This window comes from Undibacterium paludis, assembly GCF_022568815.1.
In the GTDB taxonomy this organism is placed as follows: domain Bacteria; phylum Pseudomonadota; class Gammaproteobacteria; order Burkholderiales; family Burkholderiaceae_D; genus Undibacterium.
In genome coordinates this window covers 56482-82380 of sequence record NZ_JAKZHX010000002.1, presented here as the reverse complement: position 1 = coordinate 82380, position 25899 = coordinate 56482, and the positions used below count along the sequence as shown (strand labels likewise).

28 protein-coding genes and 1 tRNA gene are annotated in these 25899 nt (G+C 50.1%); 18 read left to right on the top strand and 11 right to left on the bottom strand.

Annotated features, from left to right (window positions below; genetic code table 11):
• Nucleotides 1-14 precede the first annotated feature (14 nt).
• Nucleotides 15-1274, top strand: a complete 1260-nt coding sequence (locus LZ463_RS04955) for an acyl-CoA dehydrogenase family protein (RefSeq protein ID WP_241454467.1) — start codon at nucleotides 15-17, stop codon at nucleotides 1272-1274.
• Between the two features lie 86 nt (nucleotides 1275-1360).
• Here the strand turns inward: LZ463_RS04955 and LZ463_RS04950 are convergent, their stop codons facing one another.
• On the bottom strand, nucleotides 1361-2080 hold the full coding sequence (locus LZ463_RS04950) for an SIMPL domain-containing protein (protein WP_241454465.1): 720 nt from the start codon (nucleotides 2078-2080) through the stop codon (nucleotides 1361-1363).
• Between LZ463_RS04950 and LZ463_RS04945 the strand changes: the two genes are divergently transcribed.
• The gene (locus LZ463_RS04945) at nucleotides 2079-2315 is read left to right on the top strand and encodes a hypothetical protein (RefSeq protein WP_241454463.1); all 237 of its coding nucleotides are present in this window, start codon (nucleotides 2079-2081) and stop codon (nucleotides 2313-2315) included. The genes LZ463_RS04950 and LZ463_RS04945 overlap by 2 nt on opposite strands.
• Here the strand turns inward: LZ463_RS04945 and LZ463_RS04940 are convergent.
• The 3 genes from LZ463_RS04940 to LZ463_RS04930 form a co-directional block, all read right to left on the bottom strand.
• A complete protein-coding gene (locus tag LZ463_RS04940) occupies nucleotides 2308-3903 on the bottom strand; it encodes a M56 family metallopeptidase (protein ID WP_241454461.1) in 1596 nt (531 codons plus the stop codon). The genes LZ463_RS04945 and LZ463_RS04940 overlap by 8 nt on opposite strands.
• On the bottom strand, nucleotides 3900-4280 hold the full coding sequence (locus LZ463_RS04935) for a BlaI/MecI/CopY family transcriptional regulator (protein ID WP_241454459.1): 381 nt from the start codon (nucleotides 4278-4280) through the stop codon (nucleotides 3900-3902). Before LZ463_RS04935 ends, LZ463_RS04940 begins: the two co-directional genes overlap by 4 nt.
• 143 nt (nucleotides 4281-4423) lie before the next feature.
• Nucleotides 4424-5302 carry a DMT family transporter gene (locus LZ463_RS04930; protein ID WP_241454458.1) on the bottom strand — a complete coding sequence of 293 codons (879 nt, stop codon included), beginning with the start codon at nucleotides 5300-5302 and terminating at the stop codon, nucleotides 4424-4426.
• Nucleotides 5303-5456: 154 nt separating this feature from the next.
• Between LZ463_RS04930 and LZ463_RS04925 the strand changes: the two genes are divergently transcribed.
• The 9 genes from LZ463_RS04925 (at nucleotide 5457) to LZ463_RS04885 (ending at nucleotide 14012) form a co-directional block, all read left to right on the top strand.
• Nucleotides 5457-6149, top strand: coding sequence for a glutathione binding-like protein (locus tag LZ463_RS04925; RefSeq protein WP_241454457.1), 693 nt, complete (start codon nucleotides 5457-5459; stop codon nucleotides 6147-6149).
• A 73-nt stretch (nucleotides 6150-6222) separates the two neighbouring features.
• A complete protein-coding gene (locus LZ463_RS04920) occupies nucleotides 6223-7449 on the top strand; it encodes a DUF2863 family protein (protein WP_241454456.1) in 1227 nt (408 codons plus the stop codon).
• Nucleotides 7450-7484: 35 nt separating this feature from the next.
• Nucleotides 7485-7982: a GNAT family N-acetyltransferase gene (locus tag LZ463_RS04915; RefSeq protein WP_241454455.1), complete on the top strand. Its 498-nt coding sequence runs from the start codon at nucleotides 7485-7487 to the stop codon at nucleotides 7980-7982.
• Nucleotides 7983-8112: 130 nt separating this feature from the next.
• Nucleotides 8113-9966 carry a DUF3857 domain-containing transglutaminase family protein gene (locus tag LZ463_RS04910; protein ID WP_241454454.1) on the top strand — a complete coding sequence of 618 codons (1854 nt, stop codon included), beginning with the start codon at nucleotides 8113-8115 and terminating at the stop codon, nucleotides 9964-9966.
• A 229-nt stretch (nucleotides 9967-10195) separates the two neighbouring features.
• Nucleotides 10196-11386: an acyl-CoA dehydrogenase family protein gene (locus tag LZ463_RS04905; RefSeq protein WP_241454453.1), complete on the top strand. Its 1191-nt coding sequence runs from the start codon at nucleotides 10196-10198 to the stop codon at nucleotides 11384-11386.
• A gap of 10 nt (nucleotides 11387-11396) precedes the next feature.
• Complete coding sequence (locus tag LZ463_RS04900) at nucleotides 11397-12536, top strand: acyl-CoA dehydrogenase family protein (RefSeq protein ID WP_241454451.1); 1140 nt, start codon at nucleotides 11397-11399, stop codon at nucleotides 12534-12536.
• Between the two features lie 80 nt (nucleotides 12537-12616).
• Nucleotides 12617-13078: a MaoC family dehydratase gene (locus tag LZ463_RS04895; protein WP_241454449.1), complete on the top strand. Its 462-nt coding sequence runs from the start codon at nucleotides 12617-12619 to the stop codon at nucleotides 13076-13078.
• A 31-nt stretch (nucleotides 13079-13109) separates the two neighbouring features.
• Nucleotides 13110-13562 carry a MaoC family dehydratase gene (locus tag LZ463_RS04890; protein WP_241454816.1) on the top strand — a complete coding sequence of 151 codons (453 nt, stop codon included), beginning with the start codon at nucleotides 13110-13112 and terminating at the stop codon, nucleotides 13560-13562.
• A gap of 66 nt (nucleotides 13563-13628) precedes the next feature.
• Nucleotides 13629-14012, top strand: coding sequence for a nuclear transport factor 2 family protein (locus LZ463_RS04885; protein ID WP_241454448.1), 384 nt, complete (start codon nucleotides 13629-13631; stop codon nucleotides 14010-14012).
• Nucleotides 14013-14069: 57 nt separating this feature from the next.
• Here LZ463_RS04885 and LZ463_RS04880 read toward each other — a convergent pair whose 3' ends face one another.
• From LZ463_RS04880 to LZ463_RS04865, 4 genes are read right to left on the bottom strand one after another with little or no spacing between them, the layout of a single operon-like run.
• Nucleotides 14070-15152 (bottom strand): WD40/YVTN/BNR-like repeat-containing protein, encoded by a 1083-nt coding sequence (locus LZ463_RS04880; protein ID WP_241454447.1) that lies wholly within the window; start codon nucleotides 15150-15152, stop codon nucleotides 14070-14072.
• 2 nt (nucleotides 15153-15154) lie between these two features.
• A complete protein-coding gene (locus LZ463_RS04875) occupies nucleotides 15155-15424 on the bottom strand; it encodes a MoaD/ThiS family protein (RefSeq protein ID WP_241454446.1) in 270 nt (89 codons plus the stop codon).
• Nucleotides 15417-15893, bottom strand: a complete 477-nt coding sequence (locus LZ463_RS04870; RefSeq protein WP_241454445.1) for a CYTH domain-containing protein — start codon at nucleotides 15891-15893, stop codon at nucleotides 15417-15419. Before LZ463_RS04870 ends, LZ463_RS04875 begins: the two co-directional genes overlap by 8 nt.
• A 35-nt stretch (nucleotides 15894-15928) precedes the next feature.
• Nucleotides 15929-17053 carry a M14 family metallopeptidase gene (locus LZ463_RS04865; protein WP_241454444.1) on the bottom strand — a complete coding sequence of 375 codons (1125 nt, stop codon included), beginning with the start codon at nucleotides 17051-17053 and terminating at the stop codon, nucleotides 15929-15931.
• Nucleotides 17054-17265: 212 nt separating this feature from the next.
• Between LZ463_RS04865 and LZ463_RS04860 the strand changes: the two genes are divergently transcribed.
• Nucleotides 17266-17342, top strand: a tRNA-Pro gene (locus LZ463_RS04860).
• 329 nt (nucleotides 17343-17671) lie between these two features.
• A complete protein-coding gene (locus tag LZ463_RS04855; protein ID WP_241454443.1) occupies nucleotides 17672-19063 on the top strand; it encodes a hypothetical protein in 1392 nt (463 codons plus the stop codon).
• A gap of 64 nt (nucleotides 19064-19127) precedes the next feature.
• Here the strand turns inward: LZ463_RS04855 and LZ463_RS04850 are convergent, their stop codons facing one another.
• A complete protein-coding gene (locus LZ463_RS04850) occupies nucleotides 19128-20087 on the bottom strand; it encodes a 2-hydroxyacid dehydrogenase (protein ID WP_241454439.1) in 960 nt (319 codons plus the stop codon).
• A 90-nt stretch (nucleotides 20088-20177) separates the two neighbouring features.
• On the bottom strand, nucleotides 20178-20684 hold the full coding sequence (locus LZ463_RS04845) for a ribonuclease HI family protein (protein ID WP_241454437.1): 507 nt from the start codon (nucleotides 20682-20684) through the stop codon (nucleotides 20178-20180).
• Between the two features lie 298 nt (nucleotides 20685-20982).
• Here LZ463_RS04845 and LZ463_RS04840 point away from each other — a divergent pair, with 298 nt between their 5' ends.
• From LZ463_RS04840 to LZ463_RS04820, 5 genes are all read left to right on the top strand, one after another.
• Entirely contained in the window at nucleotides 20983-21225 is a 243-nt protein-coding gene (locus LZ463_RS04840; RefSeq protein WP_241454436.1) for a DUF1272 domain-containing protein, read from the top strand.
• Between the two features lie 13 nt (nucleotides 21226-21238).
• Nucleotides 21239-22150 (top strand): EamA family transporter, encoded by a 912-nt coding sequence (locus LZ463_RS04835; protein WP_241454434.1) that lies wholly within the window; start codon nucleotides 21239-21241, stop codon nucleotides 22148-22150.
• A gap of 29 nt (nucleotides 22151-22179) precedes the next feature.
• Nucleotides 22180-23139 carry a GlxA family transcriptional regulator gene (locus LZ463_RS04830; RefSeq protein WP_241454433.1) on the top strand — a complete coding sequence of 320 codons (960 nt, stop codon included), beginning with the start codon at nucleotides 22180-22182 and terminating at the stop codon, nucleotides 23137-23139.
• Between the two features lie 63 nt (nucleotides 23140-23202).
• Complete coding sequence (locus LZ463_RS04825) at nucleotides 23203-23778, top strand: glutaredoxin family protein (RefSeq protein WP_241454431.1); 576 nt, start codon at nucleotides 23203-23205, stop codon at nucleotides 23776-23778.
• 19 nt (nucleotides 23779-23797) lie between these two features.
• The gene (locus LZ463_RS04820) at nucleotides 23798-24268 is read left to right on the top strand and encodes a DUF6265 family protein (protein WP_241454426.1); all 471 of its coding nucleotides are present in this window, start codon (nucleotides 23798-23800) and stop codon (nucleotides 24266-24268) included.
• 90 nt (nucleotides 24269-24358) lie between these two features.
• Here the strand turns inward: LZ463_RS04820 and thrC are convergent, their stop codons facing one another.
• On the bottom strand, nucleotides 24359-25819 hold the full coding sequence (thrC, locus tag LZ463_RS04815; protein WP_241454424.1) for a threonine synthase: 1461 nt from the start codon (nucleotides 25817-25819) through the stop codon (nucleotides 24359-24361).
• Nucleotides 25820-25899: the final 80 nt, after the last annotated feature.

Genomic DNA, 25899 nt, shown 5'->3' with positions numbered 1-25899 from the left:
TTATTGGAGACAACATGGAATTCGACTACTCAGATCGCTGCAAAGACTTGCAAGGACGGCTCTTGCGTTTCATGGATGAACATATTTATCCGAATGAAAAAGCCTACAAGGAAGAAATCGACCGCAACGGTCAAGAGAAAGGTAACCGCTGGATAGCAACCCAGATCATCGAAGACTTGAAGCCCAAGGCACATGCGCAAGGATTGTGGAATCTGTTCCTGCCAAAATCAGTACGCGCTCCAGAGGGTTTATCAAATCTTGACTATGCCCCATTATGCGAAATCATGGGGCGTGTCAGTTGGGCGCCGGAAGTATTCAACTGCTCTGCCCCTGACACCGGCAATATGGAGACCATAGAACGCTATGGTACGGAAGAGCATAAGAAACAGTGGCTGGAACCATTGCTGCGTGGTGAGATACGTTCTGCCTTTGCCATGACCGAACCTGGTGTTGCCTCATCAGACGCCACCAATATCGAAACACGCATAGACCGCGATGGTGATGACTACGTCATCAATGGCCATAAATGGTGGATATCAGGTGCCGGTGATCCACGTTGTGCCGTCTACATCCTGATGGGCAAGACTGATTTCAACGCAGCCCGCCACTCACAACAATCGATGATACTGGTGGATGCCAAAACACCTGGCATCACCGTCAAGCGTCCTTTACCTGTCTTTGGTTACGATGATGCGCCGCATGGTCATTGCGAAATCCTGTTTGAAAACGTGCGTGTGCCTGCATCGAATATTCTCCTGGGTGAAGGCCGTGGTTTTGAAATTGCCCAGGGCCGTCTTGGCCCTGGCCGCATCCATCACTGCATGCGCGCCATCGGTGTGGCGGAACGTGCGCTGGAATTAATGTGCAAACGCCTCAACAGCCGCACAGCCTTTGGCAAGAAAATTTCCGAGCAAAGTATCTGGCGTGAGCGCATTGCCGAATCGCGTATACAGATCGACACGGCTCGCCTGCTGACCCTGAAGGCCGCCTATATGATGGATACTGTTGGGAACAAGCACGCGCAGGCAGAAATCGCCATGATCAAGGTGCTGGCGCCAAACGTCACCCAACTAGTACTGGACTGGGCCATACAGGCCCATGGTGCAGGCGGCGTCTCCGGTGATTTCCCATTGGCGGCACAATGGGCTGGCAACCGTACTTTACGCCTGGCAGATGGCCCGGATGAAGTACACAGAAATGCGATCGCCAAGCTGGAACTGGCCAAGCATGTCAGCCTGACTGAAGATCTGGGCCTGCCGATTACCCGTTCTTAAACCGTTCTTAAACTTAAACGGGGAAAATCAGGCACTTGCGCAATCCAGTGGATGCATGGATTGCGCACAACTACATGGACTTGGCGTTATCTGGTGCGTAAAATCACGTTAACGGATTTTTTATAAATCAACGCGCCGGGTAAAGACAGATCACTCATGGTAGGCTTGTCGCCGCTATCGGCATTAGTTTGCACGATTTTGAACCCATCCAGCCCAAGCTCACTGTCTATCCGGCTCAATGCCTGCTCTGAAACCGCCGTAGGCCCCAGCAGTTTGACAGAAAAACCAGCCGCCAGTTCTTTCGCCCTGTCTCTGGCATTTTCCGCCGCTTTGGATGTCAATTGGTGTTCAATCTGTGCGTAATCCGTACGTCCAAACCGCACCGAGAAATTGCCCAGATAAGGTCTGGAGAGCAAATATTGTGTCACTGTATTCCAGTGCTCAAGATTTCTGGCGTAGACGTGAAAACTCCTAACCAGGCGAAAACGCTGCATACTGGTGTCGCTGGCAGCCATTTCATCCACAGCCACAAGCTTTCGGGTATCGTGCGCCTCAACATCTGCAGCAACAATTTTGTGCGCCAACAAAAACACCAGTACGTCCTCTGACTGCGAATTAAGCAGCATCAATGACTCGTCTGCGTTAGTTGTAAACGCAGTCAGTTCAAAATCCAGTTCGGCGATATCTGCCGGCAAAGTTATCGTAGCATTTCCGTTAACGTGAATAAAAGGATATGCAGGCAAGCTTCCAGCGCTTGCAATCATGGGAAGAAATACAAGAGCACAACATCTGAAATAGCGAAACATGGATAATTTAGTGATTGATGATGCATATATCCAGCATGAAAATACCGGCGGCCTGCATGTTGCCGCCAGCGACGAAATTTATCTATGGACTGTAACAGTGGAAATCGGAGCACCTGCCATGTGCACGGTTGTCATGGCGGCTTTGCCAATGCTGGCGATAGCTGCGCCTTGCCCTGATTCGCCGGGTGTCCTTCACTCTCGATTCCACTGTTACAGCCCACTAATAATTATTTAAGCTGCCAGACAAATTTGATTTTGGCATTTTTTGCGACTGCTTCCCCATCTACTTGTGCGGGTTTTACCTTGCACCCTTGAAAGGCTTGGGCAGCTGCATTGTCCAGATCTGGAAAACCACTGGAACTGGCTACTTTTACATTATCAATGACCCCATCTGCACCCACCTTGAAAGCCAGGGAAGTAGCACCCGTCTCATTATTTCTCAACGAGCTACGAGGATATGCTGGATAACATGCCGAGAAATCATAAGAAAATTTAGGCCTGGCGACGACTGCATCATGCTGCTTGCTTGTCTCCGCCACAGGTACTTTGTCAGCAACCGGTTTGATCACATCCTGTCCTGATCCCGTACTTTTATCTACAACAGCATCCTGGTTTTCAGTTTCAGCGACAGGCGCTGCCACGGCCACGATCTTGTTTATTGGTTTTGGCCTGGATTGCAACAGGGCCAGTTTAATCTCCGGCTTGGCCGGGGAAACAGGATTAGAGCCGTTCACTTTCTCCTTCGGCAAATAGGTCGAATTGGCTTGTGCCGACAACTGGGTGTTGGCAACTGGCTGTGTATTTATCTCCACTTGTGTCACTGCATTCCCGGGCAAAGAGGTCAAAGCCTGGCCTGCATACACCAGAGTTGTTGCCACTGCTCCGAACAAACCGAGAATCCCACGCGTGCTGACATTCTTTATTTCAGGTTGAAGCAAACGCTTGATACGAGACATAAGATTTCCTCCATGCGCCGCCTGGGCTAGTTGAGGTGTTATGAATTGGAAATTGGCCAACTCAGAAAGTGCAAGAGCGAGACGGCGCGGTTCACCAGTCACTCTTGCTGCTATTGCATCCGCAATTTCTTCTCTTTCACTGCGAATCTGTTTTGATATCCACCAGACTGCAGGGTGATAGAACAACAGTGTTTCTATCGCTGTCTGGATCAGGTTCAATAAATAATCGTGACGCTTTATATGCCCCATTTCATGCGCCACCAGCATTTCCAGCAAGTCAACCGGCATGCCGGTCAGCATGGCACCGGGCAACAGGATCATCGGGCGAACTATACCTACAGTGACAGGACCACTTAAATCCTCTACTACCCTGAATATCACCCGGCTACAAATATGAAATTGCCCGCTCATCCGATCAATGCGCGCTTGCCAGTCCGGGTGAGGTTTGCTCCGCTCTGGATGCATGCAGGTAGTTATCCAAAGAAGTCCCATGCACATACGCAGGGCCAGGGCCGCCACGCAAATCATCCATGCAATCACAATATCGCTCAAATGCATGTCCAGCCATGCTGAAGAATCTACCAACACATGCGAAGAATCAAACCGAAATTGAAGGGGGACTTCGTTGAATGCCTGAACTTCCTTACCGGTATATGCCTTCCCCAACCTGACGAAAAACTCACTGACAGGCAGGTAGATACAGACAATCAGTGCGGTATACGCTACGGCATAACGCGTTCTGGCCTGGGCATGCGCCATCAAGTTCAACAATGCAGCCAACAGCAGCGCTATCAGCGAGCCTTGCCAGACAAAATGCAATAATGCCCAACCAAGTGCATTAACGATGTGTTGGAAAGACTGGCTCATTTATTGTCCTCATTCAGCATTTTTTGAATTTCTTCCCGCTCTTCTTTACTGACGTGGCCACGCAAGGCCGCCATCACCAAGTCTTTGGCTGATCCCGAGAAAGCCTTATGAATCAAGTCCTTCAAGAGATTTGTCTGCAAGGAATCCTGTGCCTGTGCTGCAACGTATACGTGTGAACGCTGGGTCTCGTCCCTGTTGAGCAAGCCCTTGGTGTGCATGACTTGCATGAGCCGCAATACGGTCGCATAAGACAGTTCTGGCCGGTCCAGTACCGCCGCCTGGTGTACATCCTTGACAGTTGACGGCCCTAATTGCCACATCAGACGCAGCAAATCCAGCTCTGCTGTCGTTGGTTTGCGTGAAATGATTTTGTTCATACCCTGTTCTTGTGAGTAATTGATTAAGATGTAGATTATATTGTCTAGATTAATTTGTCTAGATTATTTTGTCTATTTACATACTTAGCACGAGCACTTGTTGAAAATAATACAAAATGGAAGGGAGAAGCTCGCTGCTCTTGTCAGTGCCCCTGACGCACGACCTCATGTGCCTGATGCTGATAGCTGGCGTAAGCCGTGGCAGCCAAAATGACGGAAGCGCCGGCCAATTCCCGTATACCAGGCGTTTCCTGCAGGATCAAAAAAGCCAGTAACATGCCATACACTGGCTCCAACGAGGTCACAATACTGGCAAAGCTGGCGGATACATGACGAAGGCTTGACATGAACAAGCCATGGGATAAAGCCGTAAACACCGTGCCGAGCAAAACCAGCCCCAACCAGGTTTGTGCACTGTGACCGATCAAATCACCGGATGCCAATACCAAAGGCAGAAGCAGAACAGTAGCCAAACCATTTTGCAAGAAGGCCAGTTTGAATGGAGGGATACGACTCCCCTGCCATCGATTCACCATGGCCAGCAAGGCAAAACTGAAGCCGGACAATATGCCCAGGCCCAAAGCGAAAACGGCACCATCATTCCATGAACTGCCACTGACCATCATCGCCATGCCTGCGACCACAAGCACAGCAGCCCAGGCATCATGCGCGCTTCCCGGTTCTTTAAAAAACCAGGGTTCAAGCATGGCCACAAACAAGGGGAAACTGGCAAACCCCATCAGACCAAAGGCAACGGGAGCAAAATTCAGTGAGGCAAAGAAAGTCAGCCAGTGTACAGCCAGCAAAAAACCACAAAGAACGACACGCTTTGACACATCGTGAAAATGCAATTGCCGCTGGTAAACCAGGACAGGAATCAGGCATAAGGCAGCAAACAAGGTACGTCCAAATACCAGCAATAATGAGCTGACTGCCAGCATCTTCCCCAGCACACCTGCAGTACCAAACAGAAACACGGCAAAATGCAGAGCAAACAAGGGCGGCAGCGCAGTTTTTTTCATAGGATGTTTATATTTGACGAGCATTGAGTATAAAGCCGCCCTTGCAACATGTCAGGTACAAGTGCTGGCATTTATTCTGGATTGAAGCGCAAACGCATGAATCTATGCATAATGGATACTTGACGTTTTCATCAACCAAGTAAAGAGGAAAGCAATGATAGACGTTTATTCCTGGCCCACTCCCAATGGACACAAAGTACATATCATGCTGGAAGAATGCGGTTTACCCTACCGAGCAATTCCCGTAGATATTGGTGCAGGTGATCAGTTCAAGGCGGATTTTCTGGCAATTTCACCGAATAACAAAATACCCGCCATCGTTGATGCAGACGGCCCGGATGGCAAGCCGATTTCCCTGTTTGAGTCGGGCGCCATATTGGTCTATCTCGCAGGCAAAACCGGCATGTTGCTTGGCAAAACGGACCGCGAAAAATACAAAGTGCTGGAATGGCTGATGTTCCAGATGGGCAGCGTCGGCCCCATGCTGGGCCAGGCACATCATTTCCGTCTTTACGCACCGGAAAAACTTGACTATGCCATTGACCGCTATACCAACGAAAGCAAGCGCATTTACGGTGTCATCGATAAACAACTGGAAAAAACCAGCTATCTCGCCGGGGAAGAGTACACTATCGCTGATATAGCAGTATTTCCGTGGACACGGTCTTTTGCCAACCAGGGTGTGGACTGGGCAGATTTTCCACATGCCAAGCGCTGGTTTGATGCCATCAGCCAGCGCCCGGCCGTGCAGCGGGGCGTGGAGGTTCTGGCAAACCTGCGCAAGCCACTTGATAATGATAAAGCCAGGGATGTACTGTTTGGCAAAACACAATACGCAAAGAAATAATTTCATTCATCCGGGGTAAGCGCATTGGTTGATCGGTTTTACAATGCACTTACCTCTACAACACTATTTCAGCATGCGTCGACCAATAAAAAGAAATCGCCTCAAACTCGCCGCAGAAAGCCAGCGCGTAGCCAATCTTGCGCTTGCCGTTGCGCAATCAGCCAGCCGTATCGAAGACCTGGACTGGCAAGCCAAGCTTGACAGCCTGGTGACCAAGAGCCTCAAATTGCATCATCAAGAGATGCTCGAAGCGGCTACCGAACACCTGTTTCAGACACACCCCAACGGTTATGAAGTGCTGACAGAGACACTGGAATCAGTCAGCACCTGCACGCACCTTGAGCATGAGGGGAAGGCATATACCAGCCTGCTCGTCGCCGCCCCGATATTGGCCTGGACCAGGTTTGAAATCGCATCAGGCACCATTCCAGCAGAAGCCCTGACGATTTTGAATACACAACTGTCAGCCCATCTGCTGGCAGAACAAACCCGATTGCGTCTCTTGCCCACCCTGTATTCGATAGATCAATTGCCGCGCAACCATGTGGAAACCTACGCATTGCTGGAGCGCCACAGTCAATCCATGCTGAAAAATACGCCGGCTCCGGCAGAGGCAGAACGCGCGCAGACTGTTCCTTTTCTGGCCGATATACGTTATGTACTGGGGGTATTGCTGGTGCCTGCCGGTCAACCCATTTTCCATTGGCAAACAATAGATGCGCCGTATGACTGCGCGCAGGCAAAAAGTGATGCTTTGCTGCAGTGGCAGCAGCAGACAGAAGCAACCATCAAGCGCCTGCTGCCAGGCTGTGGCGTGGAACTGCTATTACCAGAAGCCTACTACACAGCCTGCCGTGAAGCAGACATCAAGATACGCCCTGCCACCATACGCTCCGCCCTGTTCTACCTGACTCAATCGCTGGGCAAGGAAGCGGATCAGTTTACCGTCATCATTGCCTCATTCGGTGAACAGGAAAATCCCGGGCAAATCGATGAATATCGTCTGAGCTTTTGCCTGCGTGATGCACCTGAAGTCATTTACGGCGTGGTCTGGCCACTGTATCAGGCCGAGGACCAGGTTACCGCAGTCAACCTCGATGAAAACGAGCAACTGGCGGGAGAAATACCCGCCATACTGCAAGAATGTGGCGTGACCGACATCATCCAGCTGGAAGAGATTTTTGCGATGGAATTTTGCGATGATTGCGGCACCCCTCTGTTTGCCGACCGCGACAGTGATCTGGTGCATACAGAAATGCCCGATGATGCGCCAACACCCGGCGCAACGCATTTTCATTGAACGTAGCAGTTATCCTGGCAAACCAGTGCATCGTTATGAACAGGCAACTTGAAACCCTGCAATTTCGTCGTGCTGGCAGCCCTGATGCACAGGCTGTCAGCACCTTGATCAGTCTGTTCTGTCAGGACTTTTTCACCCATGCAGATGGTGCAGGTGCTGAAGTTTTTTTAAACTCGGTGTCAGAACAGGCGGAACGCAGCTATATTGAAGATGCACGCTACAGCTACATCCTGGCATGCCAGGATGAGCGACTGGCTGGCTTCATCGCACTGCGCGACACCAGCCATATCTTTCATTTATTTGTCGACCCTGATTTCCAGGGTAAGGGACTGGCAAAAAAATTGTGGCATCGTGCGCAAGAAGTTTCTGCCAGACAGGGCTATAAGGGACCATTCACCGTCAATTCCTCCGTCAAAGCCATTCCTGTTTATGCACACCTGGGTTTTATTCCATCTTCGGACCTGATACAGAATCACGGCATTTCTTTCCTGCCAATGCGCCTTGATCTCAAGCCCCCATCCCCAAGCACATAGTTTATCGCGCAGGTTTGTGCATCATTCAGGGCAGGTTGCCTTGCAAAATAAGCGCAACTATCACTTTGATAAGTTTTATAATTGCTTTTTTTAAAATTCAAGACAGACCTCCCGGGTATCCAGTCATTCCATGAAAAAGAAATTTATTGCCCTGACCTGCAGCCTTCTCTTTGCAGGCGCAAGCGTGAATGCCAAAGACAATGGCACCGATCCTTCTGTGACCATACTAAAAGAAATTCAGTCTTTTGTTGTCAATAAAGATGGCAGCTATACAGAAACCGTTGAATATTTTACGCAAATCAATGAAGAGCGCGCCGTCGCCTCTCACTCACAAAGACAGTGGCATTTCAACCGCAGTCTGGAGAATTTTGAGTTACTGGAAGCCTATACAGAGAAAGCAGATGGCCGAAAAATCCCTGTCAAGCCCGAGCAAATCAAACTGCAGCAGGAACCTGCATATAGTGGCGCTCCCATGTTCCAGGACATGCAGGTCAAGGTCGCCATCTACCCGGAAGTCGCAGTCGGCGACAAGATATATTCCAGATATGTCAAAACACGCAAGACCGCGATGTTTCCCGGGCAATTCAGTGACTACACCCCGACACGTTTCATGCCCACGAAACAGCTTACCGTCACCTATGACATGCCTGCTGATATGTCTTTGCGCAGCGAAGCATCGGGCTTCACACCGACAGCACCAATCAGCCTGAACGGCCGCACCATTTATCGCTGGGATTATGTCCCTTCAGAAAACCCCAGACTGGAAGCTTCTTCTGTCAGCTACGCAGACTATGGCAAGCAATTGACCGTTTCGACCTTCCCTGACTATGCCAGCCTTGGCAAAGCTTATTTCAAGACAGCATCACAGACCACAGCGTCAAACGCCAGAATCAGGGCAAAAACCGAAGAGTTGACAAGAGGCCTGACCGAGCCGCGCGACAAGGCTTTTGCGATCTACGATTGGGTGAGGAAAAATATTCGTTACGTCGCTGTGTATATAGGCAATGGTGGCCTGATACCGCACAATGCAGACGAGATCATGGACAATCTATATGGCGATTGCAAGGACCACACCAGTCTGATGGAGGCCATGCTGAATGCCGCTGGCATAGAAAGTACGCCTGTACTGATCAATGCGGGCAACTCTTATAAACTGCCCCAGGTCGCCAGTCTTGGGCAATTTAATCATGCCATCACCTATATCCCTTCACTGAATCTGTATCTTGACTCAACTGCTGTTAACGTAAACGGTGGTTTTTTGCCTGCATCAGAATGGGACAAACCGACGATACTGACAAAAACCGGGGAAATAGGCAGAACCCCTGTCACACAGCTTGCCCAGATAAGTAATGTGTACAAAGTCAATCTCGATGCAAATGGCGCAGCGCAATTTGAATTTTCACGCAAGGATACAGGCCAGATTGCAGAGCCTACTCGTTATGATCAAAGCCGCTGGAAAAAGAGTGACCAGGACACCGCTGTAGAAAACATTCTTAAAAGCTATGGCATGAAAGGAAGTGGTACTGTCGAGCTAGGTGACCTGAAGAAAAACGACAACCAGTATGAGTTCAAGCTCAAAGGCCATGCAGAGAACTGGGCTTATCTGCCTGGCACTGTCGGTATTTCGGCAAACAGCAGCCTGTATGCGGGGTTGGCCAACGAAGTCTATGGTTTGACGAATGAAGCAGAGCGCACACAAAATTTTGTTTGCCCCGAGCATGATATCAAGGAAGAAGCCACTTACCAGTTCCCGTCAGCAGCCAACATTCTCTACCTGCCCAAGGATGTCGATATCAAAACCAACTTCTTCCAATACCAGGCCAAATACACCCGCAGTAACAAGCAGGTCATCATACACAGAAGCTTTAAAAGCCATAAAGAAGGCAGCCGCGTCTGCACACCCCAGGACTATCTGGCCATGCAGGCAACTATCAAGAGAATGGTGCAAGACCTGCGTAGTCAGTTCATTGTAGAAGTTCAATAAGTCTGCCGCCTCACATAAGCCGAAATTTCAATGCCAGGACTTCACGAGCCCTGGCATTTTTTCATTTCTCATCGACTTCCCCCTCAGTAACAAACGATAAAAACCGAAGAAGCATACTGACATGAAAGACCGCTAGCATCATTTTCAAAATCCGTTGTACAATAAGTTTTGAACGGTCGTGCTTTTTTCTTTGCGTGCTTGTTGCGACCATCATAAAACAGGAGACAACATGGATTTGAACTATACGGCAGAAGACCTCGCCTTCCGTGATCAGGTGCGCAGTTATCTGGAAGCGAATCTTCCACAAGATTTGCAACAAAAAGTACTGAACCATAAACGCCTGTCCAGAGAAGATTTTGTTCGCTGGCACAAGATACTGGCCAAACAAGGCTGGGTTGCCCCAGGCTGGCCCGCCGAATATGGCGGAACGGGCTGGACACCAACCCAGCGCCATATTTTTGAAGAAGAATGCGCACGCGTAGGTACCCCTGCGATCCTGCCCTTCGGCGTCAACATGGTTGCCCCCGTCATCATGGCCTTTGGCAACCAGTCCCAAAAAGATTATTACCTGCCGCGCATACTCAGTTGCGAAGACTGGTGGTGCCAGGGTTACTCCGAACCTGGTTCTGGCTCTGACCTTGCATCGCTTAAAACCCGTGCCGAGCGCGAAGGTGATTACTATATCGTCAATGGGCAAAAGACCTGGACTACCCTGGCCCAGCACGCCGACATGATTTTTTGCCTGGTGCGAACTGACCCGGCAGCCCGCAAGCAAGAAGGTATTTCTTTCTTGCTGATAGATATGAAAACACAAGGCATTACCGTACGCCCCATCATCATGCTCGATGAGGAGCATGAGGTAAATGAAGTTTTCTTCGACAACGTCAAAGTCCCGGTACAAAACTTGATAGGCGAAGAAAACAAAGGCTGGACCTATGCCAAATACCTGCTCGGTCACGAACGTACCAATATCGCCGCCGTTGGCCGTGCCAAACGTGAATTGCAGTTCTTGAAGCGTATTGCAACCAAACACCAGAAAAACGGCCAGCCGCTGATCAATGATGCCGTCTACGCCAATAAAGTCGCCAGCCTGGAAATCGAATTGATGGCACTGGAAATCACTGTGTTACGCGTTATTTCTCAAGACAGTGGCCGTCCTGGACCAGAAGCATCGCTGCTCAAGATCAAGGGGACGGAAATCCAGCAAAGACTGACCGAATTGATGGTGGAAGCCATCGGCCCTTACGGCCTGCCGTTTGACCCAGCCTTCCTTGAAGGTGAAACTGCACACAGCGTCGTCGGTGACGATGATGCGGCGCCATTGACGCCGTATTACTTCAATTTCCGCAAGACTTCCATCTATGGCGGTTCTAACGAAATTCAAAAAAATATCATCACCCAAATGATACTGGGTCTGTGAGGAGAGCAAAATGGACTTCAATTTGACACAAGAACAAACACAGTTTGCCGATGCCTTGCGTCGCTGGGTAGAAAAAGACTATAACTTTGAACAACGCAAGCGCATCATCACTTCCGCAGAAGGCGTCTCGTCCGATGCATGGGCTGGACTGACCGAACTTGGGGCACTGGCCCTGCCCGTCCCTGAGGAGCAAGGTGGTTTCAGTGGCAGTGCTGTTGACATGCTCGTCATCATGCAGGAACTGGGGCGTGGCATAGTTATTGAACCTTATTTTGCAACTGTCATGGCTGCCGAATTCCTGAAAAAATCCGGCAAACACAGCAACGTGCTGGAACAGGTGGCGACTGGTGAAATCAAACTGGCCAGTGCCCTGGGCGAAAGACAGTCACGTCATGATCTGCTCGACATCGTCTCAACAGCAAACAAAACTGCAGAAGGCTATGTATTAAATGGCAGTAAAACCGTCGTTTTGCATGGTGCGCAAGCCGACAAGCTGATTGTTTCAGCCCGTAGCAGCGGAGCACAACGTGATACTAACGGCATCAGCCTGTTCATCATTGATGCCAATGCCGCAGGCGTCAGCCGTCGCGATTACCGGACCATCGATGGCTATCGCGCTGCCGACATCAGCCTGAATCAGGTGCAAGTCAGTGCCGATGCCTTGCTTGCAGATGCCGGCGCCGCCTGGGAATTGCTGGATGCAGTTGCCGACTATGGCGTCACACTGTTATGTGCCGAGGCCATAGGCATCATGGAAGCAATCACATCAGCAACGCTGGAATATCTGAAGACTCGCCAGCAGTTTGGCGTGCCCATTGGCAAGTTCCAGGTCTTGCAACATCGCATGGCCGAGATGTTCATGGAAATGGAGCAGTCGCGCTCCATGGCGACCCTCGCCGCGGTCAAAATTGCCTCTGATAACGCGGAAGAGCGTCGCCGCACTGTATCGGCAGCAAAAGCCAGGATAGGTCAGGCAGCAAAATACATAGGTCAGCAAGCTGTGCAATTGCACGGCGGCATGGGTGTCACCGATGAACTGCCTGTCGCCCACATGTTCAAACGCCTGACCATCATCGAATTGACACTGGGTGATACAGATCACCATCTGGCCAGATTTGTGGCGCAACCTGGCTTTAAAAACGCGGCATAGACATTACATGAAAATCCCGGACATGTTCGGGATTTTTTTTGCCTGGATTTATTTCATCCAACGATGAAAGGAGCATCAACATGATTGTAAAAAAAGATCACTGGTATTTTGAGGACTTCATTCCCGGAGCAGTCATTGAACTGGGGCAGCGTACCGTCAGTGAAGAAGAAATCATCAGCTTTGCCAGACAATTCGACCCGCAATCGTTTCATGTCGACAAAGAAGCCGCCAGTCATTCCATTTTTGGCGGTGTGATCGCCAGCGGATGGCATACCTGCGGCATGATCATGCGCATGGTTGTCGACGGTTTTCTGGCCAATTCTTCCAGCATGGGTTCGCCTGGCGTAGATCAAATACGCTGGATATTACCCGTCAGACCCGGCGACACCCTGACCGTCACGGCAGAAACCCTGGCCAGCAAAGTGTCAAACTCAAAGCCTGATCGTGGCGTCATCAATACCCTGTGGAAGGCGCATAACCAGGACGGCAAACTCGTTTGCACCATTACCGGCATGGGTATGTTTGGCCGACGCCCGCAATGAAATAATATCCCCTAAAAGAGCAGGAGACATGATGAGAGAATTTAGCAGTCTTGAAGAACTAAAAGCTTTAATAGGACAAGAAGTGTCCCAGTCCGGCTGGGTGGAAATCAGTCAGGAACGTGTCAATACCTTTGCCGATGCAACCGGTGACCATCAATGGATACATGTCGACGTCGAAAGAGCCAGGCGCGAATCCCCATTTGGCGGCCCGATTGCCCATGGTTTCTTGACCTTGTCATTGCTGCCCATGCTGGTCGCCGATGCCATCAAATTAAGCTATGTCAAAATGGGGGTTAATTACGGGCTCAATAAAGTACGCTTCCCCTCCCCCGTCCCTGTCGGCAGCCGCTTGCGTGCACGCATGAAGCTCCTGAACATAGAAGACTTCAAGGATGGTGCACAAATGACCTGGGAAGTAACCATAGAACGCGAAGGCCATGACAAACCTGTCTGTGTCGCTGAATCCATATCGCGTTGTTACTGATAAGCGCAAGTAGTGCAAAATATTTTTGCGCCACTTGCCTGTAACCAGCAAAAAGAAAGACTGTTTATGCCAAGCACAGCCACACTTGAACGTTTTATCGCCATGGTTGAGAGCAATGATCATGCAGCAGCCTGCGAAGAATTTTACACCGAAAATTCCACCATGCAGGAAAACCAGGCAGCGCCCAGGACAGGACGTGCCAATCATGTAGCGGCAGAACATGCCGTCATGAGCAGGGCAAAATCTGTCTCATCCACATGTGTACGCCCCGTGCTGATGAATGGCGATCATGTGGTGATACGCTGGATTTTCAGCTTTGAATGGCAGGACGGCAGCGTCACCAGAATGGAAGAACTTGCCTACCAGCGCTGGGAAGGTGAGCAGATTGCCGAAGAAACCTTCTTTTATGATCCGGCGCAAAGAATTCCTAAAAAACCAATGTCAGCCTGATCGGTGAATATGCAAGCAAACCCTGAGACTGCACACGTGTCAATGTAAATTTATTCGTTAGAAGAACCTGACCGCGTAAACTGGTGGAAGATTACCTGATATCAGATACCAGTCATCCCCGGCATTTTCACTGGCCCACAGGTTGCCTGTGGTTGAGGCCATCAGCAGGTTCCTGCCATCATCAGCGACAACCAGGCCATGACGATAAATCAAGTCGTAGCAATCCTGTTGTGGCAAACCATTCCTCAATGATTCAAAGGTCTTGCCACCATCGCGGGTGCGCGACACACTCAGGGCACCATTCAGAGGTACACGCCTCTGATCGGCACTGGCGGGGGCAAACCATGCGGTATTCGGGTCTTTTGCGTGGGCTGCCACGGTAAATCCAAAATCTGGAATACCTTCTGGCGTATGAATCTGCTGCCAGCTTGCAGCAGCGTCTTCACTACGCCAGATGCCGTTATGATGTTGGCACCACAGTACGTGGCTGGCAATTTTGCTGCGCACGATGAGATGCGGGTCCTGGGTATTCTGTTCTTCTGCCAGTTCAGGTGGCATATAGCTTGCACGCATGCCTGCTGCCGATAAAGCCCATGTCTGCCCGCCGTCGAGCGTCTTCCAGGCGCCGCCACACGAAATACCAAGCAAAATTTCCTGAGGGTTGCGCGGGTTGACGCAGATGGAATGTATGCCTGGCACATCATAACCACCACCAAACCATCCTTTACGCTCTGGCTTGTCCCACATTGAACGTATCAGTTCCCAGTGATTGCCACGATCAGCCGAGCGGAACAAGCCACCTGGCAAAGTCCCTATCCACAGCACACCAGGTTCGTCAAAGCCACCGGTCTCCATGGACCAGATCATCTTGAGTTTCCATTCGATGTCGTCGTCAGTCTTGGTCTGTTCAGGATAGGCCGGTGCAGCAATTTCAGTCCAGTCAGTGCTGCCCTCATCGCGTCTGTGCAATTTGACGCCAAAATGCCCAAGGTTCAGGGCAGCATACAAGGTACCGTCACGCTTGTCATGCAGGCACATGCTGACTGGTTCACCCAGAAAACTGATCTGGTCCAGCTTCCACCGGCCGCCATCATGAATCAGCTCAAACAAGCCCTTGCGCGTTGCCACCATAGCTTTCATCTTTAACCTCCGGAAAGTGCCTGCAAGATATACACCTGGCTATGTGGATGCAACACATCGCGCAGGCTGGAACGGTTGATAACACGTTTACCGTCAATAAAGACCACAACATGAAAACGCAGATCACCCTGCTCATCAAGGATATAAGCACGCAATTGCGGATTGATGGCAAATGCGGCTTCGAGGGCATCGCGTAAATTGTCAGCCTGGCTTTCCACCTCAGGTATCTCAGTAAATCGTCTGAGTTGCTGGGTGAAAATCAGCTTAGCCATGAGTTCCCCAGGCTTTAAAAGGATGCTTGAGCAGGTTGGCATTGGCATAGCGCCTGTCATGGCTGACTTCTTCTCCCAGCCAGGCAGGGCGCTCAAATGCTTGCTGCTCGGATTCCAGTTCAACTTCCGCGACAATCAAACCCTGATTGTCGCCAAAGAATTCATCAACTTCCCAGATCAGCCCCTGCATAGGGATGCGATAGCGTATTTTTTCTATGAGAGGCTGCTGACAGACGGTATCGAGCAGAATTTGCGCATCAGCCAGCGGGATGGGATATTCCCATTCACTGCAGCTGATGCCGCTGGATATGCCCTTGATGGTCAGCATTGCCCGGTTTGCTTCTATGCGTACCCTGACGATGCGACCAGGTTCGGAACAAATATAACCCTGGCGCAGAAATGTGCCTTTGCCCTGTTGCTTGAAGTCTTCATTCAAGACCAGGAATTTCCGCTCTATTTCTACGCCCATCACTACTCCGCAACACTCATCAATGAATAGCAGGATTATGCACTCAATGAAGCCAGAATCGGTTGCAACATTGCTTCACCAAGCTTGATGCTGCGCGTACCATCCCAGCCGACTTCCGGGTCAGGCAGATTGGCATTGTCCTTGAAAGGCAATTCCAGCGTCAGTGACACGCATTTGAAGGTATGGCCTATATATTTGGACGCCAGCTTCAATACATCTTCATTGTATTTGGACGCTTCGTATCCATAGACAGTCTGGAAGTCGGGACTGGCCTGGCAAAAACTGTCGACAAAAAGCTGCTGCTCCTGTTTTTGCTTCTCAGTGAAACCATCCAGCATTTCACTGCCGGCGACGAACACATAGGCCAAGGCTTCATCGCCATGGATATCAAGGAAAAGATCACAACCTGTCTCATGAATCTTGTTCTTGACGTAATACACCTCAGGGCTGGTTTCCAGCGATGGTGTCATCCACTCACGATTGAGGTTGGCTCCCGCCGCATTGGTACGCAGATTGCCACGGACAGAACCGTCAGGGTTCATGTTCGGGACTATATAGACAACCGCCTTTTCAAGGATCTTGCGTGCAATCGGGTTGGACAGGTCAAGCAAAGCATTCAGACTGCCTTCCACCAGCCATTCAGCCATGGTTTCACCCGGATGTTGCCGGGCAATGATCCAGACTTTTTTCTCTGCTGCCGGGTTGCCAACGACGATCAGGTTCAGGTCACGGCCATCCACTGTATTGCCCAGGTCTTCAACACGTGCAAATGAAGAATTTTCCACGCCGCCCAGAAGGGCCAGATGACGCTCCCAGGTATATGGCTCAAAATAGGCGTAATACACACTGTCACGTTCAGGTGTATGGCGTATGGTCATGACCTTGCCATCAAACTCTGTATCCACCCTGAACCAGTTTGCCTTGTCGTAACTGGCTACCGCACGGTAATTTTCCCAGCCCTTGGCATAGGTTGCTTCACCGGCATTCAAAATACGCATGACTGTCTCCTGACCACGCGCTCCCTGCAGACGGAAATGGAACCACTGCCAGATATCAGCATGTGAATCCTTACGCAAATTCAACTCAATTGCTCCCGCCTGCTCCGCCCTCACGACTTCGATCGCTCCCGCGTCGAAATTCTGACTGATTTTAATTGTCATGTTTTATATATTTACAAATGTTTTTCAGCACCATTAATTAAAATGGTGACCTAGGACAGGTATTTTCACAGCTTTTCATGGTTTATGAAAATATTTCAGTCAAATTAATGCCATAAATCGTACAAATATTTTCAGTAAGGCAAGCATTTAAGAAGTTTCTGATCAAACATAGCAAAAAACGCCACCTTGTACTATAATCTTTCGCTCAGTGTCGGGGCGTAGCGCAGCCTGGTAGCGTACATGCATGGGGTGCATGGGGTCGGAGGTTCGAATCCTCTCGCCCCGACCAAAAATCAATAAAAGCCAATCTTAGGATTGGCTTTTTCTATTGTACGATTCTGAATCTTCATCAGAGACCTGGCGATTGTATTCACAGGTAATTCTTCAGCCTTACCCACAGTTTCCGGATTAAAGAAGCAATTCAGGTTTTCACGATCATCAGCCTCACTTTATCCTGTTAATAGTTGCCATTTCAACATAATACTTAGGTATTGTCTTTTAATCCCTACCATTATTTTGCGCTAAGATTCAATCTATTGAGGATGCCGGGTAAGGCCTTACCTCAACAGCCATGCACGTTCTCTCCTGATTGCCGTCCATTGAAAAGGAATTTTCCTCATGAAGATTTTTGTCGACCATCATCTGCTCAAGCCATTGATGCAAGCGGCTTTGCTGACTTGTGGCATCTTGCCTGTTTCATTGCTTGCTGTAGCACAAACCAAGCCGGTGCCCGGTGCCCAAAACAAGACTGTGGCAACAGCAAAAAGTGGATCACAAGCTGTCAAACCGCCCATAGCGATGGCGTATATTGACCTGGCAACCAGCTCAAGCGATATGCCAGGCGGCATGATGGGGGCCATGCAAGGTGGTCAGTCAGGTGGTTTTCTGGGCGCATTGGGTGGCATGGCGCGTGGTTCTTCTGGCGGTAATGACAGGGGCAATGTCTTTGGCAATACCCATACCATGGGATTCAACAGTGGCAAGTACATGGATGTATCAGTCTTCACCAGCAAAAACACCTCCCTGACAGATGCCACACAGATGATACCGGCAGGCATGAATCTTGGTGATAGTCTCAAACTGCTGGCCCCGCCTCCAGACAAACCAGTAACTTATACCCCGGTTGAAGAAACACCGAGTGAACCCAGCTACGAAAAACCCAAGGGCAAAATTTCGATCTACTGGGGCTGTGGTGAAACTGTTCGTCCCGGTCAGCCACGTACTCTTGATGCGGCAACGGCTACGCCGGAAGACTTTGCCAAATTCTTTGTCATGCGTGGCAAGGTGACCAAGGGTGCGCGTTCACAGCCAGGCAATCCGGCATGGCCCAACAAAAACGATGACAGGAAAGTACCTGACAGTGCATCATTGGTGGGGCAACATCAATTTACCGGCACGGGCATACCAGAGAGTTTCAAACTTAACCTGGCAGCGGCGAATGACTTGATGGCTCCGATAGAACTGACCCAGACCAAAAGAGACGGTGGCGTGAGCCTGGAATGGAAATCCATTCCCAATGCGCGCGGTTATTTCATCAGTGTCATGGGTGGACAGCAATCAGGCGGGCGCGACAGTGCTGAGATGATCGTCTGGACATCGAGCGAACTGGCTGATTTTGGCTTTGGCCTGGTTGATTATCAGAGCAATGCCGATGTCGATAAATGGATCAATGAAAAGGTGATTTTGTCACCTACCACAACCAAATGCGACGTCCCCAAAGGCATCTTTGGGGATCAGGGTAGCGGTATGTTGCGCATGATTGCTTATGGCAATGATGCTTATTTTGCCTATCCGCCCCGCCCCAGCGATCCCAAAATCGCCTGGGAACCGGACTGGCAAACCAAGCTGCGGGTGAAATCGACCTATGGTTCCATCCTTGGCGGCATGGGTGATATGGGTGGACGGAACAGGTCAAGAAATTCGGCACAGGCAGAGCAGCAAAGACCTGAGCAAAAAGAAGAGCCCAAGGTCAAGGCGACTGATGTCTTGAAAGGCATACTCGGGTTTTGACAGTCTTTAAGTAAAAACCGGTGAGGCTGGCCTGTATTGACCAGTCGCCTGATTGACTGGCAATTCAATATCCTTTGATTCTATCTACCGTGGTCGGCAATACCCCGCTCTCGCGATAACGCCTGATGTTCCCAGCGACTATCGCCGAGGCAGTTTCCCTGTCTGTCGGCGCTGAACAATGTGGCAGGACGGTGACTGAGGGGTGTTCCCAATGCCACTCCTTTACCGGTAAAGGTTCTGTCTCAAACACATCAAGCACCGCATGAGCGATGTGACCGCTGTCAATAGCAGTGTGCAAGTCCCCGTCCTTAATAATTGCGCCACGCGCAAAATTGATCAAAGATGCGCCAGCAGGTAACGCTGCCAGGGTACGCGCATTGAGCAATCCATGCGTGTCCGGTGTCAAAGGCAGCAGGCAAATCAGGATGTCTGTCTTGCCCAGCATGAGAGTCAACTCTTCATCCCCGGCATAGCATTCAACACCGTCAATGTTTTTACGATGACGGCTCCAGCCGCTTACTGTAAAACCAGCCTGTATCAGTTTTTTTGCTGCGGCCTCGCCCAGAGCACCCAGCCCCAGCAGGCCTATGTTTCTTTGCTGTGGTCGACGGTATTCCAGTGATTGCCACAACTTCTGTTGCTGCTGTCTGGCGTAAGCAGGCATATCTCGATGCAGGTACAAGGTCCATGCCAGTACGGCCTCAGCCATGGTGCTGGCCAATTGCGGGTCTAGCAGCCGCACTATTTTCAGCTCAGTATCACCAAGATCGGCAAGCAAACGCTCAACCCCGGCCCATACGCTATGCACCCACAGCAACTGCGGTAACTGCTGCAAATCTGCCGGATCAGGGTTAGCCACGATCGCTACTGTGCATTGCGCTTTTTCTTTATCACTTATCGCATCAAAAGCAACGATGCGCTCATCAGGCATGACTGCCTGCAATGCGCGCACCCAGGCCTGGGTATGCGCATAAGTTTTACTGGCTATAAAGGGGATGACATCGGGGATGGAACTTGAATTCATTGATCTTAAACGCTTTCAAAATAATTGAAATCCCTGATTTCCCTGGAGTCACCAGATAAATCAGGTAAAAGATGACAGTAACGACGCTTTTCAGCGCGGCAGCTGCGTCAAGGCATCGGCTAGCTGGTTTTTTTGTCTCGGTATCCAGCACAAGGACAAATGCTCAAAGTGTCGGCCAAGATCGTGAGCTCTCCGGCGATATTGTCGCATGCGTTCCAGCTCACTGGCTTTACGCAGATTATAATCATCTATCACCACCTGGCTATCACCATGCAATTGCAAGTCAGTTACCTGGTGTTGAATTGCCTGCGTCAGTGCCAGGATCAGCGCGCCATATTCGGCATCGCAGCTGTCGCCGTATTCAATACTGGACACATAATCAAAACGCTGGCCGTCCGGGGTTTGCAATACACAGGCCATCCTGCACTTGCCAGGATTGGGCAGAGCCGAGCCATCGAACCACGCCTGCCAGGTAGTGGCGCCATGTGGCGTAAAATGCCCGGCTTTTCTATTCGCCAGTGCTACCAGCTTTTTTTCTTCTTTCTTTATTTGCCTGCTTATTTGCTTGTTTGCTTGCGCTTCTCTGCGCTGTTCCATCAATTTATCCAGGGCCGCGGAATTCGAACTTTCAGAAGATTGCATAAATACGCTGGTGAGTGCTCGTTCCAATGGCATGCACTGCCGTCTCTCTAGCAAACGGGCACACTTTTCTTCTGCGCGTGTCGCAAGCTCCAGTAATTGTTGGCGGGTATAATTGATTTGCATTGCTTTCGTCTGTTCCCGGTTATTTTCAGCATGTCCTGATCTGACCGCTATTGGTCGCAGGCAAGACTGGTTGTGCAGTTTCAATCTGCTATTCTGCATGATATCGACTGTCAAACAAAAGGAAAACATCATGCTGGAATTGCGCCCAAACTGTGAACGTTGTGATTGCGATTTGCCACCAGACTCAAAAGATGCGCGCATTTGCACTTTTGAATGTACTTTCTGCGTCAGCTGTGTCGAAGGCCCTTTGCAAGGTGTATGTCCTAACTGTGGTGGCAATTTCGTGCCCCGCCCTATCAGGCCGGCCAGCAAGCTGACAAACAACCCGGCGTCCACTGTACGTGTGCGCAGTAAACATACCATAGTAGTTTAACTATTGAGTTATCATGTCCAAATCTGTCCTTAGCCCACGCCATATCCTGATAGCCGCCATCGTCATCCTGCTCTGGGGAATGAACTTTGTGGTCATCAAGATAGGTTTGAAAGGCATTCCGCCATTTCTGATGGGGGCTCTGCGTTTCATACTGGTAGCCTTTCCCGCCATACTGTTTTTACCACGCCCTCGAGTATCCCTGAAATTATTGCTCGCCTATGCGGCGTTTATCAGTCTCGGACAATTTGCCTTTCTGTTTTCGGCCATGGCGGTTGGCATGCCGGCTGGTTTGGCGTCGCTGGTGCTACAGGCACAGGCCTTTTTCACTGTAGGTTTATCTGCCATGGTATTTGGCGACAAACTGCGCCCCAGCAACCTGGCGGGCATGCTGATAGCGAGCATAGGGCTGATCTTGCTGGGTAGCGCCAGCCTTGGCAATGCTGCCAGCCAGGTTACCGTTGCCGGATTTGTCCTGACCTTATGCGCAGCATTCTCCTGGGCAAGTGGCAATGTCATCAACAAGAAAATAGGCGCAACCAATGTGCTCAGTCTGGTGTCATGGAGCGCCCTGGTACCGATACTGCCTTTTTTATTGCTATCCTATATTTTTGAGGGTGGTGAGGTCATGCTCCACAGCCTGCAAAACATGAGCCTTTCTTCCGCACTGACCATCGTCTACCTGGCAATCGCCGCAACTCTGATAGGTTACACCCTGTGGGGGAAGTTATTGTCCAGCCTGCCCACACATCTGGTGGCGCCATTGACATTGATGGTACCAGTCGTGGGCCTGACTGCTGCCTGGGTTTTATTGGATGAGGCATTGAACCAGACCCAGTTGCTTGGTGCAGCAACCGTGATGGCTGGCTTGCTGGTCAATGTATTCGGGCCCAGGTTTGCCAGCGGTTTGCGTCGCGTCTTTGCCTGAAGCAGGCTCAACAGCAAAATGAAATAACAGTGTCTAAAGTTCAAAGCATTTATTTTCTGCTGCTGCCCGACACCCTGCTGCTGGATGTTGCAGGGCCTGCTGATGCCTTCCTCTTTGCAAACCGCTATCAGAAAGATGTGAGATTTGAATTAAAGTTCATCAGTCCGCTGAGCAGCATCGAATGCTCAGTGGGTTTGAAACTCGGTCCCTTGCAGCCTTTGCCCGATCATCTGGATGAAAACGACATCCTGGTACTGCCTGGCCTGGTGGGCGGCACTGAAGTCTATGCAAGAAGTGAAGCCCAGCTAGCCATCGCCTGGTTATCAGCAAACATGCGGGAACGTCAAAAGCTGATGTGCATTTGTTCTGGCGCCCTGCTCGCCGCCTACGCCGGTTTGCTGCGCGGGCATAAGGCCACAACGCATCACAATCATTGCGAAGATTTGGCCAGCATAGACAGTTCAATCAAAGTTGAAGAGAATCGCATTTTTGTCGAAGATGGCCATATCTGTACCAGTGCCGGGGTCACCGCCGGCATAGACCTGGCTCTGCATCTGGTCAATGAGCTGGCCGGGCCGCTGGCGGCCAGCGCCGTTGCCCGCAACCTGGTCGTGTATATGCGCCGTTCCGGGAATGACCCGCAGTTATCACCATGGCTAAAATATCGCAACCATTTGCATCCCGTTGTACACAAAATGCAGGATGCGATGGTGAAGGATCCTGCACATCCATGGAATTTAAACGAACTGGCCAAGATTGCCTGCAGCAGTAGCCGCCATGCAACACGCGTTTTTAAACTGCACACAGAAGTATCAATACAAACCTATCTGACCTCACTTCGTTTATCATTGGCGAGTAAATTCTTAGCCAATACGGATTGGTCGATAGAACGCATCGCAGAAGCATCCGGGTTTGGCTCTGCAAGGCAATTCAGGCGCATCTGGAATATGCACTTCCCTGCCCCGCCTTCAGCATCACAATTCAGATAAAGTGTCAGACATTTCTGTCCTGCTATTTATCGGGCCGATCAGATTAACTTTTAGATAAATAGTATGCTCCGCATCTGCCCCAAATGTAGTTATGTACGCAAGGAAACCGACGATTGCCCGGAATGGCAATGCCCATCCTGTCAGGTCGCCTACAATAAAGCGGGTGAGCATTCCGGCGCGCGTAATAAAAGCACAGTCCGCAACAGCAGGATCAGTCAGGTCAATGAGGGCAGTACGTCCAATGCCGGGAAATGGCTGATTGCGCTGGTTATTTTTAGTGGTGTCAGTTTGCAAAGCTATATCAGCCATAAAAATGCAAAAAAACAAGAAGCAATTGCTGCACAAAATCTGAAACTGGCAGAGGCATCCAAGACACCTGGGCAAACCCGGCAACAACCAGTCATTATCTTGTATGGCACGGACTGGTGCGGCTATTGCGCTGCCGCCAGAAGTTTCTTCAAAGAGAACGGCATTGCTTACAGGGATCTGGATGTGGAAAAAAGCAAGGAAGATTACAGCGCCTATAAACAATTAGGCAAAAATGGTATCCCCATCATCACCATAGACAGTGATGTGGTTGAGGGGTTTGATGAAAGCGAGATTCGTAAAAAACTGGATCCGTGGTTAAACAAGGCTTGATATTCCTATCGGAGGTTATATGCGACTGCAATCCGTACTGCTCTTAATCACCGGCATATTATTTGGCAGTCATAGTTGGGCCGCGAATGGCATACAAGATGTGCAATGGCTGCAAGGCTGCTGGCAAGCCGCCGGTGCCGAAACAGGCTCAGAAGAACACTGGCTGGCTCCTGCCGGTGGCAGCATGCTGGGCATGGGGCGCACTGTACGTAAAGCCAAAACAGTCGCCTGGGAATTCATGCGTATCCAGGAAAACGCCGACAGCCTGACATTCACAGCCATCCCCTCCGGCAAGCCTGAAGCCAGTTTTCAATTATTATCGCTGGATAAACAAAGAGTAGTCTTTGAAAATCCCAGGCCAGAATTTCCTCAACGTGTCATCTATCAGTTGAATGCAGATGGCAGCCTGCTGGGCCGTATAGAGGGAAAAGTAAAAGATCAGGAAAAAGGCATCGACTTCCCCATGCAAAAAACAGCTTGTAGCAAATAAGCGCTTTTTCTAACGTGGATAAAAAAGACAATAAAAAAAACCGCATCTCTGCGGTTTTTTTTATTGTCTTTGCGAATGGAAAAACTATAATCACAAGCCTGTCTTTTTTGCAATATAGTCTTTCATCGCAAGCACATCGGCAGTCATTACTTCAAAACGTTGTGGCAAGGCTTCTATATTTTCAAAACCTGCCGGGCGATCCGCATCACGCCCCAATGCTTCCTTGATGGTTTCATTGAACTTGGCAGGCAATGCTGTCTCGAGCACGATCATGGGCACGCCTTCTTCCAGATGCTCCAACGCCACCTTGATGCCATCAGCTGTATGGGTATCGACTGTGATGCCAAAATCTTTTTCCACCTGGCGTATCGTTTGCAGGCGGTCCGCATGAATCGACTTGCCAGATTCAAAACCAAATCTGGCGATCTGGCTGAATTCATCGCCATCACTGCCTGGCTTGCCGGACAGGTCAAAACCACCTTCAGTCTCTACTTTTTTGAACAGGGTAGCGACCCGATTGGCATCACCTCCGAGCAGGTCATAGACAAAGCGCTCGAAATTTGATGCTTTGGAGATGTCCATTGACGGGCTGGTGGTATGCCAGGTTTCTGCCGATTTGCGTACACGATAAACACCGGTCCGGAAAAATTCGTCGAGTACATCGTTTTCATTGGTTGCCACTACGAGTTTGGCAATAGGCAACCCCATCATGCGGGCAATATGGCCGGCACAGATGTTGCCAAAATTACCTGATGGTACAGTGAACGAGACTTTTTGTTCATTGCTGGTCGTCGCACTGAGGTAACCACGGAAGTAATACACAACCTGGGCAACGACACGTGCCCAGTTGATGGAATTGACTGTACCTATCTTGTGACGGCTCTTGAATTCCAGGTCGTTCGATACCGCCTTGACCATGTCCTGGCAATCATCAAAGACGCCTTCAACGGCGATATTAAAAATATTCGGGTCTTGCAGACTGAACATTTGCGCTGTCTGGAAGGCGCTCATTTTCTTGTGCGGCGACAACATAAAGACTCTTATGCCCTTTTTACCCCGCATGGCATATTCAGCTGCACTGCCTGTATCACCTGAAGTCGCACCAAAAATATTCAGTTCAGCATTGGTTTTTGCCAGGGTGTATTCAAACAGGTTACCGAGCAATTGCATGGCCATGTCTTTGAAGGCCAGCGTCGGGCCGTTCGACAAGGCTTGCAACACCAGTTTTTTGCCAGCTTTATCTTGCAATACGCGCAAAGGGGTAATTTGTTCGGCCGACTCATCTGCACGTGTATTTTTATACACATTGGCAGTATAGGTCTTGTCTGCCAGGGCTTTCAGATCCGATTCTGGAATATCCGTTGCAAATTTTTTCAATACCTCGAATGCCAGACCGGCATAAGACAATTTACGCCAGGCATCGAGTTCGGCGCCAGTGACTTGAGGATAGTTTGTCGGTAAATACAGGCCGCCATCGGGAGCCAGACCACCTAAAAGAATTTCAGAGAAATTTTGTGCTGCGGTATGCCCGCGTGTTGAAGCGTATTGCATAAGTCGACAGAGGGATAGATTGGAGGGAAAGCGAATATTCTTCCTATTATAACTTTCTTGTGGCTTGAAAACCTCTGTAA

Coding starts and splice junctions, on each gene's coding strand:
- LZ463_RS04915 (WP_241454455.1), top strand. CDS start 7,485: ATGAACAGGCAACTTGAAACCCTGCAATTTCGTCGTGCTGGCAGCCCT.
- LZ463_RS04935 (WP_241454459.1), bottom strand. CDS start 4,280: ATGAACAAAATCATTTCACGCAAACCAACGACAGCAGAGCTGGATTTG.
- LZ463_RS04885 (WP_241454448.1), top strand. CDS start 13,629: ATGCCAAGCACAGCCACACTTGAACGTTTTATCGCCATGGTTGAGAGC.
- thrC (WP_241454424.1), bottom strand. CDS start 25,819: ATGCAATACGCTTCAACACGCGGGCATACCGCAGCACAAAATTTCTCT.
- LZ463_RS04825 (WP_241454431.1), top strand. CDS start 23,203: ATGCTCCGCATCTGCCCCAAATGTAGTTATGTACGCAAGGAAACCGAC.
- LZ463_RS04950 (WP_241454465.1), bottom strand. CDS start 2,080: ATGTTTCGCTATTTCAGATGTTGTGCTCTTGTATTTCTTCCCATGATT.
- LZ463_RS04930 (WP_241454458.1), bottom strand. CDS start 5,302: ATGAAAAAAACTGCGCTGCCGCCCTTGTTTGCTCTGCATTTTGCCGTG.
- LZ463_RS04955 (WP_241454467.1), top strand. CDS start 15: ATGGAATTCGACTACTCAGATCGCTGCAAAGACTTGCAAGGACGGCTC.
- LZ463_RS04865 (WP_241454444.1), bottom strand. CDS start 17,053: ATGACAATTAAAATCAGTCAGAATTTCGACGCGGGAGCGATCGAAGTC.
- LZ463_RS04910 (WP_241454454.1), top strand. CDS start 8,113: ATGAAAAAGAAATTTATTGCCCTGACCTGCAGCCTTCTCTTTGCAGGC.
- LZ463_RS04835 (WP_241454434.1), top strand. CDS start 21,239: ATGTCCAAATCTGTCCTTAGCCCACGCCATATCCTGATAGCCGCCATC.
- LZ463_RS04920 (WP_241454456.1), top strand. CDS start 6,223: ATGCGTCGACCAATAAAAAGAAATCGCCTCAAACTCGCCGCAGAAAGC.
- LZ463_RS04845 (WP_241454437.1), bottom strand. CDS start 20,684: ATGGAACAGCGCAGAGAAGCGCAAGCAAACAAGCAAATAAGCAGGCAA.
- LZ463_RS04875 (WP_241454446.1), bottom strand. CDS start 15,424: ATGGCTAAGCTGATTTTCACCCAGCAACTCAGACGATTTACTGAGATA.
- LZ463_RS04900 (WP_241454451.1), top strand. CDS start 11,397: ATGGACTTCAATTTGACACAAGAACAAACACAGTTTGCCGATGCCTTG.
- LZ463_RS04905 (WP_241454453.1), top strand. CDS start 10,196: ATGGATTTGAACTATACGGCAGAAGACCTCGCCTTCCGTGATCAGGTG.
- LZ463_RS04940 (WP_241454461.1), bottom strand. CDS start 3,903: ATGAGCCAGTCTTTCCAACACATCGTTAATGCACTTGGTTGGGCATTA.
- LZ463_RS04850 (WP_241454439.1), bottom strand. CDS start 20,087: ATGAATTCAAGTTCCATCCCCGATGTCATCCCCTTTATAGCCAGTAAA.
- LZ463_RS04840 (WP_241454436.1), top strand. CDS start 20,983: ATGCTGGAATTGCGCCCAAACTGTGAACGTTGTGATTGCGATTTGCCA.
- LZ463_RS04880 (WP_241454447.1), bottom strand. CDS start 15,152: ATGAAAGCTATGGTGGCAACGCGCAAGGGCTTGTTTGAGCTGATTCAT.
- LZ463_RS04945 (WP_241454463.1), top strand. CDS start 2,079: ATGGATAATTTAGTGATTGATGATGCATATATCCAGCATGAAAATACC.
- LZ463_RS04855 (WP_241454443.1), top strand. CDS start 17,672: ATGAAGATTTTTGTCGACCATCATCTGCTCAAGCCATTGATGCAAGCG.
- LZ463_RS04870 (WP_241454445.1), bottom strand. CDS start 15,893: ATGGGCGTAGAAATAGAGCGGAAATTCCTGGTCTTGAATGAAGACTTC.
- LZ463_RS04895 (WP_241454449.1), top strand. CDS start 12,617: ATGATTGTAAAAAAAGATCACTGGTATTTTGAGGACTTCATTCCCGGA.
- LZ463_RS04890 (WP_241454816.1), top strand. CDS start 13,110: ATGAGAGAATTTAGCAGTCTTGAAGAACTAAAAGCTTTAATAGGACAA.
- LZ463_RS04925 (WP_241454457.1), top strand. CDS start 5,457: ATGATAGACGTTTATTCCTGGCCCACTCCCAATGGACACAAAGTACAT.
- LZ463_RS04820 (WP_241454426.1), top strand. CDS start 23,798: ATGCGACTGCAATCCGTACTGCTCTTAATCACCGGCATATTATTTGGC.